Origin of the sequence: Streptomyces sp. NPDC006372, assembly GCF_040612515.1 — a bacterium.
Taxonomy (GTDB): Bacteria; Actinomycetota; Actinomycetes; order Streptomycetales; family Streptomycetaceae; genus Streptomyces.
The window spans coordinates 60,814-76,342 of record NZ_JBEXQJ010000021.1; the positions used below are offsets into that span (position 1 = coordinate 60,814).

13 protein-coding genes and 3 pseudogenes are annotated in these 15,529 nt (G+C 67.6%); 6 read left to right on the plus strand and 10 right to left on the minus strand.

What is annotated here, in order from left to right; genetic code table 11:
- Positions 1–27 precede the first annotated feature (27 nt).
- The 4 genes from ABZ016_RS27010 to ABZ016_RS27025 all read right to left on the minus strand — a co-directional run bounded on the left by ABZ016_RS27010 (position 28) and on the right by ABZ016_RS27025 (position 5,285).
- Positions 28–1,077: a substrate-binding domain-containing protein gene (locus tag ABZ016_RS27010; protein WP_356919278.1), complete on the minus strand. Its 1,050-nt coding sequence runs from the start codon at positions 1,075–1,077 to the stop codon at positions 28–30.
- Positions 1,078–1,177: 100 nt separating this feature from the next.
- Positions 1,178–2,209, minus strand: coding sequence for an ABC transporter permease (locus ABZ016_RS27015; protein ID WP_356919279.1), 1,032 nt, complete (start codon positions 2,207–2,209; stop codon positions 1,178–1,180).
- Positions 2,206–3,729, minus strand: coding sequence for a sugar ABC transporter ATP-binding protein (locus tag ABZ016_RS27020; RefSeq protein WP_356919280.1), 1,524 nt, complete (start codon positions 3,727–3,729; stop codon positions 2,206–2,208). The genes ABZ016_RS27015 and ABZ016_RS27020 overlap by 4 nt, the downstream gene beginning before the upstream one ends.
- A 374-nt stretch (positions 3,730–4,103) precedes the next feature.
- Entirely contained in the window at positions 4,104–5,285 is a 1,182-nt protein-coding gene (locus tag ABZ016_RS27025; protein WP_356919281.1) for an ROK family transcriptional regulator, read from the minus strand.
- 360 nt (positions 5,286–5,645) lie between these two features.
- On the opposite strand from ABZ016_RS27025, the pseudogene ABZ016_RS27030 reads away from it, so the two are divergent.
- The 3 genes and pseudogenes from ABZ016_RS27030 to ABZ016_RS27040 form a co-directional block, all read left to right on the plus strand.
- Positions 5,646–6,006 (plus strand): annotated as a pseudogene (locus ABZ016_RS27030) (transposase); the annotation flags it as partial.
- 255 nt (positions 6,007–6,261) lie between these two features.
- The gene (locus ABZ016_RS27035; protein ID WP_356919282.1) at positions 6,262–7,173 is read left to right on the plus strand and encodes a MerR family transcriptional regulator; all 912 of its coding nucleotides are present in this window, start codon (positions 6,262–6,264) and stop codon (positions 7,171–7,173) included.
- Positions 7,174–7,247: 74 nt separating this feature from the next.
- Positions 7,248–7,527: pseudogene (locus tag ABZ016_RS27040) on the plus strand (iron ABC transporter permease); the annotation flags it as partial.
- Positions 7,528–7,841: 314 nt separating this feature from the next.
- On the opposite strand, the gene ABZ016_RS27045 reads toward ABZ016_RS27040, so the two are convergent.
- Positions 7,842–8,660, minus strand: a complete 819-nt coding sequence (locus tag ABZ016_RS27045; protein WP_356919283.1) for an SAM-dependent methyltransferase — start codon at positions 8,658–8,660, stop codon at positions 7,842–7,844.
- Between the two features lie 725 nt (positions 8,661–9,385).
- Between ABZ016_RS27045 and ABZ016_RS27050 the strand changes: the two genes are divergently transcribed.
- Positions 9,386–10,078, plus strand: a complete 693-nt coding sequence (locus ABZ016_RS27050) for a haloacid dehalogenase type II (RefSeq protein WP_356919284.1) — start codon at positions 9,386–9,388, stop codon at positions 10,076–10,078.
- A gap of 296 nt (positions 10,079–10,374) precedes the next feature.
- Here ABZ016_RS27050 and ABZ016_RS27055 read toward each other — a convergent pair whose 3' ends face one another.
- The 4 genes from ABZ016_RS27055 to ABZ016_RS27070 form a co-directional block, all read right to left on the minus strand.
- Positions 10,375–10,953, minus strand: a complete 579-nt coding sequence (locus tag ABZ016_RS27055) for a dienelactone hydrolase family protein (RefSeq protein ID WP_356919285.1) — start codon at positions 10,951–10,953, stop codon at positions 10,375–10,377.
- A gap of 193 nt (positions 10,954–11,146) precedes the next feature.
- Positions 11,147–11,950 carry a MerR family transcriptional regulator gene (locus ABZ016_RS27060; RefSeq protein ID WP_356919286.1) on the minus strand — a complete coding sequence of 268 codons (804 nt, stop codon included), beginning with the start codon at positions 11,948–11,950 and terminating at the stop codon, positions 11,147–11,149.
- Positions 11,940–12,479, minus strand: a complete 540-nt coding sequence (locus ABZ016_RS27065; RefSeq protein WP_356919287.1) for a VOC family protein — start codon at positions 12,477–12,479, stop codon at positions 11,940–11,942. The genes ABZ016_RS27060 and ABZ016_RS27065 overlap by 11 nt, the downstream gene beginning before the upstream one ends.
- 411 nt (positions 12,480–12,890) lie before the next feature.
- Positions 12,891–13,685: an LppX_LprAFG lipoprotein gene (locus ABZ016_RS27070; RefSeq protein ID WP_356919288.1), complete on the minus strand. Its 795-nt coding sequence runs from the start codon at positions 13,683–13,685 to the stop codon at positions 12,891–12,893.
- A gap of 553 nt (positions 13,686–14,238) precedes the next feature.
- On the opposite strand from ABZ016_RS27070, the pseudogene ABZ016_RS27075 reads away from it, so the two are divergent.
- Positions 14,239–14,422 (plus strand): annotated as a pseudogene (locus ABZ016_RS27075) (lamin tail domain-containing protein); the annotation flags it as partial.
- 145 nt (positions 14,423–14,567) lie between these two features.
- Positions 14,568–14,960: a hypothetical protein gene (locus tag ABZ016_RS27080; protein WP_356919289.1), complete on the plus strand. Its 393-nt coding sequence runs from the start codon at positions 14,568–14,570 to the stop codon at positions 14,958–14,960.
- Between the two features lie 242 nt (positions 14,961–15,202).
- On the opposite strand, the gene ABZ016_RS27085 is transcribed toward ABZ016_RS27080, so the two are convergent.
- On the minus strand, positions 15,203–15,412 hold the full coding sequence (locus tag ABZ016_RS27085; RefSeq protein ID WP_356919365.1) for a hypothetical protein: 210 nt from the start codon (positions 15,410–15,412) through the stop codon (positions 15,203–15,205).
- Positions 15,413–15,529: the final 117 nt, after the last annotated feature.

Consider the following 15,529-nt stretch of genomic DNA (forward strand, 5'->3'; position numbering starts at 1 on the left):
GTTGGTGGGGCACACGGCCCGGACCGGTCAGATGAAGCCGGTCGGCAGGTACTGGTCGACGTTGTCCTTGGTGACCACGGCCGAGTAGAGGGTCAGCGACGACGGGATCTCGAACTCGGCGAGGCCGCCGACGCCCTTGCCCTGGCCGAGCGCCCGGGCGAGATCGATAGCGGAAGCGGCCATCGTCGGCGGGTACAGGACGGTCGCCTTGAGCACGCTGTTGCCGGCCTTGATGGCGTCCATCGCGGACTTGGCGCCCGCGCCGCCGACCATCAGGAAGTCGTCGCGACCGGCCTGGTCGATGGCGCGCAGCGCGCCCACGCCCTGGTCGTCGTCGTGGTTCCACAGCGCGTCGAAGCTCGACTGGGCCTGCAGCAGTTGCGCCATCTTGGCCTGGCCGGACTCGACCGTGAAGTCGGCCGCCTGCCGGGCCACCTTCTTGATGTTCGGGTAGTTCTTCAAAGCGTCGTTGAAGCCCTTGGTGCGCTGCTGGGTCAGCTCGAGGTTGTCGAGGCCGGCGAGTTCCACGACCTTGGCGTTCTTCTTGCCCTTGAGCTGTTCGCCGATGTAGTGGCCGGCGTTGAGCCCCATGCCGTAGTTGTCGCCGCCGATCCAGCAGCGGTACGCCTGCTGGGAGGCGAACACACGGTCCAGGTTGACGACGGGGATACCCGCCCTCATGGCCTGAAGGCCGACCTGGGTGAGCGCCTTGCCGTCGGCCGGCAGGATCACCAGCACGTCGACCTTCTTGTTGATCAGCGTCTGGATCTGGCCGATCTGCTGGGCGGTGTCGTTGGACCCCTCGGTGATCTCCAGCGTGACGTCGGAGTACTTCTTCGCTCGTGACTTGGCGTTGTCGTTGATGGCGTTGAGCCAGCCGTGGTCGGCCTGGGGGCCGGCGAAGCCGATGGTGACGGCCTTGCCCGGCTTGTCGTCCGCGACCGGGGCGGCGTTGTCCGCGGCCTTTTCCTGGTTCGTGGGCTCATTGCTGGTGCAGGCCGTCAGCAGCGCGCCGGCGGAAACGGCTGCGGTACCGAACAGGAGTGATCTGCGGCTGGTGGCGGGGGTTCGTGCCATGGCGGGTGGACCCTTCGACTGGGCGGTGTGCGTCAGATGGAGGATGTGGGGGTGCCGGACGGCGGTGTCAGGGGCCGCCGTCCGGCGGCGATGCACGGCGTCAGGCGTCGCCGCCGCGCATCGAGCGGCGCTGGACCAGGACGGCGGCGACGATGATGGCGCCCTTCGCGATCTGCTGGACAGCAGTCTCGAGGTTGTTCAGGGCGAAGATGTTGGTGATCGTGGTGAAGACCAGGACACCGAGGACGGAGCCGATGATGGTGCCGCGACCGCCGCTGAGCAGGGTGCCGCCGATGATCGCCGCGGCGATGGCGTCCAGCTCGTAGAGGTTGCCGTTGGTGTTCTGACCGGAACCGGACAGGACGATCAGCATGAACGCGGCGATACCGCAGCACAGTCCGGACAGCAGGTACAGGTACAGACGCTGGCGCCGGACGTCGATGCCGGCGAGGCGTGCCGCTTCCGCGTTGCCGCCGACCGCGACGGTGCGACGGCCGAAGGTGGTGCGGTTGAGCAGCAGCCAGCCGATGACGGTGACAGCGGCGAAGATCAGAACGAGGGGCGGAATGCCGAGGATGTAGGCGTCCCTGGCACCGAGATCGAGCACCGATCCGACGGTCACGACCTGGGTGCTGCCGTCGGTGATCTGCAACGCCAGACCGCGGGCGGAGGCGAGCATGGCCAGCGTCGCGATGAACGGCACCATCCTGCCGTAGGCGATCAGCAGACCGTTGACGAGACCACAGCCCACACCGACGATCACCGCGGTGAAGAGGACCCCTGCGAAGCCGAACTCCTGCGTGGCCACGGTCGTCGCCCACACCGAGGCGAGCGCCACCATCGCGCCGACCGACAGGTCGATCCCGCCGCTGGTGATGACGAACGTCATACCGACGGTGACGACGCCGATCACGGACGCCTGGGTGAGGACGAGCTGCAGATTGCTCGTCGCCAGGAACTGGTCCGGCGCGGTGATCCCACCGACCGCGACGAGGACGGCGAGGACTCCGAGCAAGGACAGACTGCGCACGTCCCACCGCAGTCCGGGTCGACGCGAACTCTCCTGGCCCCCCGGGGACTTGGCGGCGGACGTCGGTGTTTCCTGCTGCGCCGCGGTGGCCGGCTGCGTCATGGCGTCGGGCTCCCTTCCATCACAAGATCAAGTACACGGTGCTCGTCGAGCTCCCGGGCGTCCGCCGTGTGCACGACGCTGCCTTCACGGAGCACCAGCACCCGGTCGGCGAGCCCCAGGACCTCGGGCACCTCACTGGACACGAGAAGTACGGCCAGGCCCTCGTCCGCCAGCCGGCGAATCACGGCGTAAAGCTCCGCCCGGGCGCCGATGTCGACACCCCTGGTCGGCTCGTCCAGCAGCAGCACCTTGCAGCCCCGCAACAGCCAGCGTGCGAGCACCGCCTTCTGCTGGTTGCCGCCGGACAGGGTCCTGATCGCGGCATCGGGATTGTCGGGCCGCAGGGACAGTTCCCGAACCGCCTGGTGTGCCGCAGCTCGCTCGGTACGCCGGTCGAGCCAGCCCGCGCGGGCGAACCGGGACAGGGTGGAGACCGAGACGTTGCTGCTGACGGACTCCAGCATCAGCAGGCCCTGCGCCTTGCGTTCCTCCGGCGCGAGGCCGATGCCGGCGCGGACGGCGGCGCGGACGCTTCCGGGGCGCAGGGGTGCGCCGTCGACGAGGACACGGCCGCCGTCGGGCTTGCGAGCGCCGTAGATCGTCTCCAGGATCTCGCTGCGCCCGGACCCGACGAGCCCGGCCAGACCGACGATCTCACCGGGCCGCAGCTCCAGATCGACGGGCGCGAACTCCCCTCGCCGGGTCAGCCCTTCGACCTTCAGCACGGGCTCTCTCCCCGCGGCGAACCCGGCCGTGGGGCGCTCGGGGAAGACGTACTCCACGTTCCGCCCGGTCATCAGGGCCACGACCTCGTCGGTCGGCGTCGACTCGGCAGGCAGACCGCCCGCGACCGAGCGGCCCTCCTTCAGGACCGTGACCCGGTCGCCGATGCGGCGGATCTCCTCAAGACGGTGGGAGATGTAGATGACGGCGACACCCTCCGCCGTCAGATCGCCCACGATCCTGAAAAGGTTGTCCACCTCTTCGGGGTCGAGCGCCGCCGACGGCTCGTCCATCACGATCAGCCGCACCTCGTGGGACAGCGCGCGGGCCATCGAGACGATCTGCTGCTGCGCCGCGGACAGGTCGCCGACGAGCGTCGTCGGGTCGATCTCCGAGTGCCCCAGACGTTTCAGCAGCTCCGCGGTCGCCGTACGGGCCGCAGAACCGCGCACGACGAACCCGGCGGCGGTGGGTTCGTGCCCGAGGAAGACGTTCTCCGCGACGGACAGCCCCTCGATCAGATCGAGTTCCTGGTAGATGGTGGCGATGCCGAGACGCATGGCGGCGATCGGCGACCCCAGGGTCACGAGCCCGTCCCGCCACGTGATCTCGCCGCTGTCCGGCTGGTGAGCTCCGGCGAGCACTTTGATCAGAGTGGACTTGCCGGCCCCGTTCTGGCCGAGCAGGCAATGAACCTCGCCGGCCTGGACCTCGAGATCCACTCCGTCCAGGGCGCGAACGCCCGGGAACGACTTGGTGATACCGGACATGGTGAGCAGGGGTGGTTGTGGTGCCATGAGGATTCCCCTCGGCGGATGCGGGCCGTGAGCGGGCAGGGCTGGGCAGGGTGGTTCAAGGAGGCGGCTGTGGAGAGCCCCTCGCGTCGTGTGCGCTGGGGCGTAGAGGCTGAGAAGGGCAGGGAAGGCCTGATGGCCCGAACCATGCGGTGGTGGCAGCCGCCGACGCTTCATGCGGTGGTTACGGCGGTGATGTGGGTGTTGCGATGGCTCTACGGGTGTTGCAAGGGCGCCATGGGATTGCCGAGGCGTAATGGGCGCGGGATCGCCGATGCGGTCGCACTGACGCTTGGTCGTAGTGGCGCTTGGTTGTAGGGCGCCACAGGGTTGCAGTGGCCCGAATGGTGGTCCGTTGCCGCCGAAGGGGGCAGCGGTCAGGCGGGCGAGAAGACGTGGTCGCTGATGAGCCGGGCCGCGCCGATGGCTCCGGCGGCCGGTCCCAACTCACCCAGCACAATCGGCAGGTTGTTCGTGGCCAGCGGCAACGACTGCCGGTACACCTGGGTCCGGACGCTGGCCAGCAACGTGTGCCCGAGCCCGGTCACACCGCCGCCGATCACCACCATTCCCGGATTGAAGAAACTGACAAGACCGGCGATGACCTGCCCCAGGCGCTTCCCGCCCTCCCGGATCAGCTCCAGAGCGACCGCATCCCCTGCCGCCGCGGCAGCCGACACGTCCTCGGCCGTCAGACGCCCGGCCGTCTCCAGCCGGGCAGCGAGCTGTGGCGACCGGCCCTCACGTGCGGCCTGCTCCGCGTCACCTGCCAACGCGGCACCGCTGAAGTGGGCCTCCAGGCAGCCCCGGTTGCCGCAGGCGCAGGGGCGGCCTCCCGGTTCCACCTGAATATGACCGATGTCGCCGGCACTGCCGGTCGTCCCCCGGTGGACCTCACCGCCGACGACGATGCCGCAGCCGATGCCGGTGCCGATCTTGACGCACAGGAAGTCGCCCACGGAGCGGGCGACGCCCGCGTGCTGCTCCCCCATCGCCATCAGGTTCACGTCGTTGTCGACCATGACCGGACAGCCGAGTTCCTGACTGAGCGCCTCCCGCACGGGAAACCCGTCCCAGCCGGGCATGATCGGCGGAGCCACCGGCACGCCCTCGGGGAAGCGGACCGGGCCCGGGACGCCGATACCGGCGCCGTCGAACCCCTCCGCGACACCGGAGGCCTTCAGCTTGGCGGCCATCGACAGCACCTGCTCGAAGACCGCCACCGGCCCCTCCCGGACATCCATCGGCTGATTCAGATGCCCCAGGACCTCCAACTCCGCGTTCGTCACGGCGACATCGACCGACGTGGCACCGATATCGACACCGAGGAAACGCAGGGTCGGCGAGAGCCGGATGTTGTGCGACCGCCGACCGCCCCGGGACGGAGCCAGCCCGTCCGCGACAACCAGCCCCGTCTCCAGCAGCCGGTCCACTTCGACTGCCAGCTTCGAACGGGACAGGTCCACCAGATCACCCATCTGGGCACGAGAGTTGGACCCGTTGTCACGCAACAGACGAAGCAACCGCGCCTGATGCGCGTTCTCAGGTCGAGCAGTCATCCGTCTCACGGTCCCTCCCCTCCTCTCACCCACGGCTGGGTTCCGATGCCTGTCTCCGCCCACTGCGTCGTCAGGCTGTCGGAGAGGAACGTAACAACGATTTTCCAGACTGGGAAGTACTTACGCAGATTAAGGAACTACTTTTTCCACGCACAGGACAAAGTCCGGGCAGGTGGCCTCCGAGAGCCACACGACAGAACGACGGCCAGGCCGAGCACGACCGTCGTCACGCTGGAGAGCCCTGACGTGCTCGCTTGCCTCCGCGGTCAGCTCCTCGGCGATGAGGGTGCGCTCCCGTCACTGTGGCGTTCCAGAGAGGGACATGCCGATCGGCGTGCTTCCGCGGATGTGTGAGGAGGACACCGGCGCCTAGGTCGTGTTTTAGGTGTGCGGTGGCGGGTTCGGACCGGAGTTCCGTGGTGGGACCTGCCGTTCGAGTACGGACCGTGGCAGACGGTGTATGGGCTGTTCCGGGAGATGGCAGCGTCGAGGTGCGTGGGCCCGGCTGCTGACGTTGTTGCAGGCGAGGGCTGATGCGGCCCGGGCTGATCTTCTGGGAGGTCAATGTCGACTCCACCATCTGCCGTAGCCGGTCCTGAACGCGATCAGGGTGCCCCGGCCTGGTGTCGGTCGGCCGAGAAGCCGCCCGCTGCAGGTGCGAGGCGATAAGGCGTACTCTTCACGCGCGAATCGCGCCTACCTGCGCAGACGCGGCATCAGGTGCACGATTCCGGAGCCGGTCGATCAGGTCCGCAACCGCAGGCGACGTGGCGGGGGCCGTCCGTCCCTATTCGACCGCGAGGACTACAAGGCCCGGCACGCGGTCGTATGCGGGATCAACCGTCTCAAGCAGCTTGCGGAGGAAGGGCGCCTTTCTTGGCATTGGGCGGGGCGGTGTGTATGGGGTTGCACCTTCCGTAGCGGCATGTGATCCGGTGGACTTACGTCCCGATGCCTTGAGGAAAGGTCCCTGCTCATGCATTCGTCTTTCATGCCACCCCGCCAGGTCAAGATCGGTGACGCGGCGGCCTTCGCCGGCAGCACGCCACGGGCGATTCGCCATTACCACGAGATCGGGCTGCTCCCCGAGCCGGAGCGGGGCGGCGATGACCGCCGCCGCTACGGGTACGAGGACATGATCCGCCTGCTGTGGATTCGCAAGATGGCCGATGCCGGGATCGCCCTGGACGACATCCGTGACGCCTTTACCACCGGCACCGCATCCGCCGGTGCGGACAGCGGAGAAGGTATCGCGGGCATCCTGGAGCGGTTGGAGGAAACCCTCGCCGAGCAGGAGGCGGAATTGCGGCGGCAACGGACCGCCGTGCAGCGGATGCGCACCGAAGGCAGCCGGATGGGTCTGCTCTCCGACTTCGTCACCGAACGCCTCAAGAGCCTGCCCGAGGGCTCCTTGCGTCAGGCGGACCTGGACAGTCTGCTGGTCACTGAGCGGATCTTCGGCCCGCTCGGCGCGGCCGTCCAGGCCACCCGCTTCGTCGTCCTGGCCACGCATCCCACTCTGCGGGAGCATTCCGACCGCATCGATGACGCCGAGGAGGCACTCGATGACAGTGTCGCCGTCGATGATCCACGGGTGGCTCAAGTGGCCGTCGAACGGCACGCCTTCGAAAGCTCCCTGCAGGCCGTCATCGAGGAGTCCGGCCTGGGTAAGGACGACGATGACCTCTTCGATGCCTGGGACACTTTGCACCCTGCCACCGCCGATGACGGCAAGGGCGAGGCCGACCTCAGCTCTGGCAGACGGGAGGCTGACTCCATGAGCGTGTTCGAAGCCACCGGCAAGATGCCATACGACTTCTCCCCAGCCCGCCTGCGCTGTATGGAACTTGCTGAAGAACTCTCCGCCCAAGACTCACCCACTACCTAAAACACGGCCTAGCGGGCCGTACGACGGCGGCAGCAGGGCGACAGGCGGACGGGCTCGCCGTCACACTCGTCGTCCTGGCCGTCCTGGCCGTCCTGGCGGTCCTGGCCGTCCTGCTGGCGGTTTCCGCCATGCCGGGTCTGGGCATCGGTTCGGTGCAGGTGCCACCCGGCCAGGCGTGGGGCATCGTGACGCACGCGCTGGGCTCGAGCTGGGCGGGCGCCATGGTCCGGCGCGCGGGAGACCATCGTGCTGGACGGGAGAGCGCCGCGGGTGATGCTCGGCACGACGGCCTGCCGGCTCCCCGTGGCGGGCACCGCTGTGCAGGTCCCGGCCCTGATCCGCAACCCGCTCGCCGGGGTCTACGGCGCGACGGGCGAGATCACCACGCATTCACGCACCGGAGGGCCTGCAAACGACCTTCCTCCCCCGGTCGCCACTCCTGGCCATCCCCGGTCGAGGCGGATCCCGCCGCTGACCGCCTTCGTGGTCGATGGGGGCGGCGGTGCCGGTTTGCGGCTTCTTGGTGCTGGCCACCCTCGGCCCGATCATCCCAGCGCCCTCAGAAGCCTCATCAACCTTACCCAAGCGGAGGCGTCGATTCCACGGGCCAGGCGCGGCTGGCGGGCAGGGCTGCGTAGGCCCCGTCGTCCGTAGGAGGTCGTCGAAGGCTAGGCTTTCCGGGCCAGACCGGCCGCGATGAGGCGTTCCCAGACGGTGAGGTCCCGTTCGCCGCTGCTGCTCCAAGGGCTGTCGGCCACGACGGGACGCCACAGGGACGCGGGGACGATCCCGGGGTCGAGGATCTCCAGGCCGTTCAGCAGAGCTTCGATCTCCTCGTCGGTGCGCCAGCGGCCGCGGCCGAAAGTCTCCTGGAGGACTCTCTCGGCCTCCGCTGTCTCTGTGTTGTTGCCTGAACGGAAGTGGCTGACGAAGAAGTAGCTCCCGGGGGCAACGTGGTCACGCCAGTAGCGGACGATTCCGGCCGGGTCTTCCTCGTCGTTGACGTGGTGGAGGATGGCGCTGAACATGACGGCGACGGGGCGATCGAAGTCGATCAATTCCAGTGTGTCCGGGTGGGTATGGACGCCTTCCGGGTTGCGTACATCGACCGGGACGACCCGGGTCCGGTCGTTCTCCTCCAACAGCGCGCGGCCGTGGACCAGTACTTGGGGGTCGATGTCGACGTAGACGACACGAGAGTCCGGAGCGTGCTGCTGGGCGACCTGATGGACGTTGTTGGCGGTCGGAAGGCCGCTTCCCAAGTCGATGAACTGCCGTATGCCGGTGGTTGTCGCGATCATCTCGACCGCACGGGTCAGGGCTTGGCGGTTGGCGAAGGCGATGGCCACCGAACCAGGAAGGTCGCGTTTGAACACGTCGCCGACCTGCCGGTCCACGGCGTAGTTGTCCTTACCCCCGAGTAGGTAGTCGTAGACACGGGCGATACTGGGCTTGCTGGGGTCGATGGAGGAGCCTACGTCCGTCATGGCGCCTATCTTCTCCCGTGACGACGCCTTGCTGGTGTCACTTTGGCCATAGCCGGCCTCGTCGCACTGCTCGCAGAGCATGCCACCGGCCCGCGGCGGCCAGCCGGGCAACGACGGCTCAAGCAACGTGAGCTCGACGACAGTGATCGTGTCCTCCGACGGCGCACCGAAGACGTCAGCGAGTTGGTCACCGTCCTGCGGGATATGCCCCTCCCGGAGGGACGGTGTACGACATCGATTTTCGGCTGCGCCACGAGGAACCGGCGTTCCCCGCCGAGATGTCCTTCGCCCCGAAGTAGCACTAGGGAAGGCCTTCCGGCGGCAGCATTAAACGCGTACAGATCGCTGGATGGTTGAGCCGGGTCCACAGCAGCGGCCGCCGGGCACCGTGCGCCGTCGCGGTCCTGGACACGTGCTGCAACGACATGAACGGCCAGGAGCAGGCCGTCGGCCGTGAGCGAGGCGGAGAACGGCGAGCGGCATGGCCGCCTGCGACACGCCGCCGCAGCTCGCCTCTCTCAGTGACAGCACGGACTCGAAGGTCGCGAAGTCGGCGGTAGCACGGTCGGGTAGCTCGTCACATTCGCCACCCACCGCTCGAGGTCTACGGGCGTAGCCGAGACGTCCATGGGAGAAATCCACGTCACCATCTTGACCGGTGACCAATATCAGAGGCAAGATCGTCACCTGTTGAACTGGTGACACCAGCACGAACAGGAGAACGCATGGCCGAGATCTGCGACATCGAGGTCGTCGTCTTCGACGTCCTCGGAACACTGGTCGACGAACCCAGCGGGCTTCGAGCGGCAATTCGCGACGCGGTGCCCACGTCCGACGATGCGTCTGTCGACGAGCTGCTCACCTCATGGCAGCAGCATTGCCAGCTTGAGCAGCAACGCATCGGGCGAGGCCACCGCGCCTACGTCAACACTGAGATCATCGACGCGGAGGCTGCGGGGCGGGTGGCCGACCATGCCGGACTGGCTGATCCGGCGACCATCGCCCGGCTGGCCACAGCGGGGCAGCGCTTGCCCCCCTGGGGTGACTCTGTCGCCGGTCTCGAGCGGCTCGCGCAGCAGCTCCCCGTGCTTGGACTCTCAAACGCCAGCCGCACCGCTCTGCTGCGACTCAACGCCCACGCCGGGCTGCGCTGGCACCAAGCCTTGTCCGCTGAAGCCGTCCTGGCCTACAAGCCAGCACCGAAGGTCTACCAGCTCGCCATCGACACCGCAGGATGTCCACCGGAACGCGTACTCATGGTGGCCGCCCACGCCTGGGACCTCCGCGGAGCTCAGGCGAGGGGCATGCGGACCGCTTACGTCCAGCGACCTGCGGGGGATCCGCCGACGAGCTCCGATGTCTTCGACTGGCGGTTCAACGGACTAGACGAACTGGTCACCGCCCTGACGGCGAGGTAGCCAGACCGAGCTATTGCTCCAGGACGGGGAACCCTGGCACTCGCAGATCCGGATGACTCGGTGCGTGCGCGTCGCGGTCCGGTCGCGGGCGGGGCCGGGCAGTGCCGCCCCGGGCGGCTGTCGCAGCCACGAGCCAAGAACTCCATAGTCGCCATCCATGAGACCAAACCGGGTGAAGTAGGGCGTGTCCCGCCTTTGGTGGGCGGCGCGGCCCAGGCACGGTTCCTATCTGTGACTTCGTCATCGACCCCAGCGACCGGCCGCCTTGCCGCCGACAGGATCAGGTCGTTGATTCCCTACTCAATGCAGTCGAGGAAGCCGAGCACTCGATGGTTGACCCGCATCGCGGCCTGTTCGTCGTAAGACGGCAGGCTGATGTCGGTGAACAGGTGCCTGTCGCCGGGGTAGAGGAACAGCTCGGCATCCGTCACCTTCTCGACGATTGCGCGGGCGGCGTCCGCATCACCCTCCCCCGCGAAGAACGGATCTGCGTCCATGCCGTGAATCTGAACCGGGACGCTTTGGGGCCATGCGGCGCCGAACTCCGAGACTGGTACGCACGCCTCGAGCAACAGTGCCCCTTTCGCTCCGCGGCGAGTCTGGGCCAGCTTCTGCGCCGGCAGGACGCCGAGCGAGAAGCCAACATAGACGAGCTCCGCAGGCAACCCCTCGGCGGCGGCGGCTCCGCGCGCGATGATCGTGCCGAACCCGACGCTGTCGGCATAGGCGGCACCCTCCTCGAGGCTGTCGAATACCTGCCCTTCGTACAGATCTGGAGCGTGGACGGTGTGTCCGGCCCGTCGCAACTGCTCGGCGAAAGTGCGAACGCCCGCGGTCAGCCCGTGTCCATGGTGGAAGACCAGCACCTCAGCCATATTGCTCCCCTCGTTCTGCGGTGCCCGGGTGGCGCCGCGGCACGAGTATGGATCACAGCACTGACATCCACGGGCCTCGGGCGGACAGGACCGGGCTGGTGATCCCCGTTCGGTGAGGCGGACTTCACAGCGAGGCAGTGGAAGCTGAGCCGGCCAACGGATGATCCGCCGGGTGGCCGGCTCGGATGACGCCCTATTGCCAGGTCGCTGTGTCGGGGTCGATTCCGTGAGCTCGTGCGGCCTCATCGACGATCTGGCGGAACCATGACGCCAGCCCCGGAGTGAGGCCGTTGTAGTAGGACGCGAATCCGGGATCCGCCTCGAACATTCGCGCTAGGCAGACCTGCATCTGCCGAGTGAGGGTGAAGAAGTTGGAGAACAGCTCGCGGTGGCGTTCCACCAGTTCCTCCGCCGCCTGGGTTCCCGGTTCAACTCCACGGTCCCTCGCGTGAGCGAGATCCGCCTGCAGGTCGCGCATCGCGTCCGAGAGCTCCTGCCAGTCCGCACGTGAGCGTGACGCGGAGCGCTCGGCGAATTGAGCCCATTGTGCAGTCCTGCCCCAGAGCGTGCGCGCCGACTGCGCTTGCTCGGGGTCCCAGTCGTTGCCGAATGTCGCAATCTGTTCCGCGTCGGTCAGGAGTATGCCGCGTTCGTGCGCCTGGCTCATTCGCGCCAGTCGTTCATCGAGCCGCTGCAGCTCGCGAATGCGCTCCGCGAGCTGCGCACGTTGTTCCCGAAGGATGGCACTGACCTCCGGGCTCGCATCGTCGAGGAGCGCGCGGATCGTGTCCAGGCCGAGCCCTGATTCCCGGTACGCGAGGACGCGGTCGATCCGGTCCAGGTCCGACTGCGTATACAGGCGGTAGCCCGAGGGGGTGCGCCCTGACGGGCGGGCCAAGCCGATCTCATCCCAGTGATGGAGGGTGCGGACGGTGACACCCGCGAGATCGGCGACCGCGCCCACGGTGAGACCGTCGTGCGCCACCTCATCCGTCATGTACGACATTGTCGTCCTCCTCTGTCGGCGGCACGATGCCAACAGCCGCGAGCCTCTTGGCTTCCTCGCTCTCGGGGTCGGCGGGCTTCGCCGCACTCAACACAACACGCACCTGCTCAGGAGTGACGACCTCGACGTCGCGAGTGGTCCACGGAGTGTCGAACGGCGCTGTCGCGCACCCCGGACGAAGCGCGTTGCAGGCCTCGGCGACCGGGGCGAGCTCGCTCAGCACGCATGCGAAGGTGACCCGCATCGCCGACTCACGAAGGTCCTCCGACTCGACGCCAGGCACAAGCAGCACGTCCTGAAAAGCCCACCTCCGCAGGTGCACCACCTGCCCCGGGATCGAGAAGAACTCGAAGAAACCCAAGCCATGTACCCAGAATTCCATCGACCCGGCAAGATCGCGGGTGGGGACCGTCACAAACATCGGCATGCCGTAGATCCCACGAAACGGCGCCGGCGGCACCGCGTCTGGACCCGGCGCGGGTACCGGACTCATCTCGAAAGCATTGAAGAGCTCAGACATGCCACCCAGCGTGAGCCCTCACGCGACGTGAGGGTCAAGTTCAGCGAGAACCACAAGACGAAACTGTGCGTGAGAACTTCGACACGTGGAAGCGGGTCGAATTGGTCGCGCCAGGCGATGGTGTCCTGGCCCAGGACAGCGGCGGTGGGTGAGGTAGGCGGCGAGGACGCCGACGAGGAAGACGGTGCCGCGGGCCACTTCGTCGAGGCCGTACACGTCCATTCCGGCTTGGAGGCGCTGCTTGAGCGAGACGGACCTCTTTCACTGGAGGACGCTGTTCGAGAAACCCTGGGAGGCAGGATGGCTGGATCGGTCGCCGACCGGTGGCCACCGCTCTCGTCACTGTCCGGCCAGCCTTGGGCGGTTTCGTCCCCGCCGCCGACCCGTGCCCGGCGCCAGGCTCGCCCCCGCTCAGGCCAGCAGGACGTCCTCGCCCGCTGTCACAGGGACGACCTGCTTGGCCGACGGCGTCTCGGCCTTCACCGGCGTACCGAAGTCCGACAGCGTCATCGTCGTCATGGCCTTCACACCGCCGAAGCAGGACAGCCGGACCTGGACGGCGCGCCCCTTCCCGTCGACCCACACGTCCGCGTAGACGGGCATGTCATCGCCCAGCTTCTCGCGCAGGTCGTTCAGCCCTCGCTTCGTCTCCGCGGTCATCCGGAGCGTCGCGGTGGCGTGGTCGATCGTGCCCCGGTAGTGCGCCGCAGGGGCGCCGTTCACCTGTTCCGTGCCCTCGTTCGAAACCTGCCGCATCGCCTTCACCTGGCGGAGGAGGTGCTCCGGATCGTTCAACGGCGCCCGCAGGAAGTAGCGGGTCAGAGCCTCGCTCCGGACAGCCGAGGCCCATCTGTTCTCGCCTACCGCCCGCGAGCCCCGCACGTAAACGGTGTCGCCGACGAAGACCTCCTCGACGGGGTCCATGCCACTGTCCTCGAACTCCACTGTGAGCCGGCCCCTGTCCCCCGCCAGGTCGAAGGCGCCATCGATCGCGAACACGTACGTCGTGGGGCTGTCGGCGGACTTCAGCTCGATCTTCTCGTCCACGCGAGCGCTGTCCGCGCTCGTCCTCTCGATCGCGGCGCGCACGGCCGCCCCGTGATCCACAGCCTTCTCCGCACTCTCCTCCGAGTCACTGTCAGCGCCGCCGGAGCAGGCGGTGCAGAGCAGGAGGACAGCTGCGGCCAAGAGGTGGGCGCGGCGCATGGGCTCTCCAAGAAATAGTTACTGCGGCGGGGTGGAGCCCAATAGGGCCGGTAGATCTTCGCACGGCGCCCGGTAGGGGCTCGAGGATTTCGGCCTTGCCGCCCTGTCCCTTACTCGGACGTCGCCGTCAGTCCCGTCCTCTGATCCAGCCGGATGAGGTCCCCGCACCGAAAGAGGTGGGCACCCCAACGAGCGCCCAGGATCACATCGGCGCAGCAGCCCCCCGGTGGGGGAACCAGTAGCGGAGGGGGTTCTCCAGGCCAGAGCTCCGATGTTCGGTGACCAGCCTGCCGTTACTCACTTTCGTGTGACGCCCCCGATTTTCTACGGGGTGGCGAACCGTGGCGGGCAGACGCCACACCACAACGCCCGCACGGCCTCCTCGGCCTGCCAGCGCGTCAACACCGCGCTCGGTCGGCATAAATGGACGTTACATCCGAGAGTCACGGAAAAGTGGCCAACAAGTAACAGGGGTCACGTTTCCTCCCTCACCTTCTGCACGAGGTGGACAGAGTGTGCGTACGGTCAATCGGCCACCAACGCACATCACACCGACTCCCCCGGACGCGATGACCGCTCCAACCACCCCCTGAACCGGGAGTGGGTCGAGATCACCATCAGCGCCGGTCGCAGCGTCAACCTCGACGGCCGGAGCCTCGAGGACGAGGACGGTCACACCTACACCATCGACCATGGACATTCTCGAAGGCCGCGCCATCGTGCGCACCCACACCGGCATCGACCACGACTCCTGGGGCCACCCCTGGCGCCACCATCGCTGACCCAACATGCGTGGCCCGCAGGCCCCAACTCATCCACGCCCCGACAGGACGACACCACGCACCCGGCCGGCGAGGGCCGGGTGCGCCTCCTTTGGAGCAGGTGTCCGAGACGGAACTCGAAGGGACAAAAAGCTCCATGGGCAAGAAAAAAGGACGCCCGCACGGCAACCGCCACACGGCAAGGCCAGGCCAGACAAAGGCCAGCCGAGTCAAGCGCGCGTCCGGCAAGTTCATGCGCATGTACCGCCGCTACCAGGCGTGGCGTGCCCCGTTCCCGCTGTGGGCGCGGATCGTGTGCGACATCCTGTTCTGGGTCGTCGTCGCCGCCGCGGCCTATGTGGCAATCGGCAGCCTTTGCGGAGCAATCCTCATCGTGGCGGTTCCCCTACTCGGGTTCCTCGGGCTCGCGTCGAGCAAGGAACACGACGACGGCATCGACTGGAGCGACCACCGAATGGGAGGGCAGATCAGGAACCCCGGGCCCAAACTCTGAGGAGACGTGTCTCCGGCATGCTCCCTCGTGCATCGCTGCCGGCAGATTCACTCCGGCGTGTCTCTGTCGCTGAACCTTGTTGTGCCTGGACACAGACCTTGACGGATCCGGTGTGGATGCCCGTGCGGACGAGGGCTCCGCCCTGGAGCAGGGGCGCAATGAGCCCGTTCAACCAGTCTGCGGAACGCACCGGGATTTCCCCCTCGTCCAGCAGCCCGAACGTGCCCTCTCCGACGAAGACTTCATGCCATGGGCGTGTGGAGGCCCGTCAGCAGGTCCGACGAGGTGGTGGCGAGGATGCCCAGCAGCGCCCCGGTCAGCACACCCTGCCCGGGGAGTGAGCCGACGAGCGTGCGGCGGGCGCCGAAGCGGCCTATGACCTTGGGCGCGTAGGCGCGGGCGCAGAGCGACGCCCCGGCCCCGCCCCATGCCGTGGAACTCGACGGAGCCAACGCTCAGGGCCCCGTGCCCCCAGCCCGGCCTACGGCTCGGCTGGGCCGCAGAGCCGAAGCTACGGACAGGCTGGGGTGGCGTCGGAGATGTCTAGGTCGGGTTCCTCGCCGAACTGC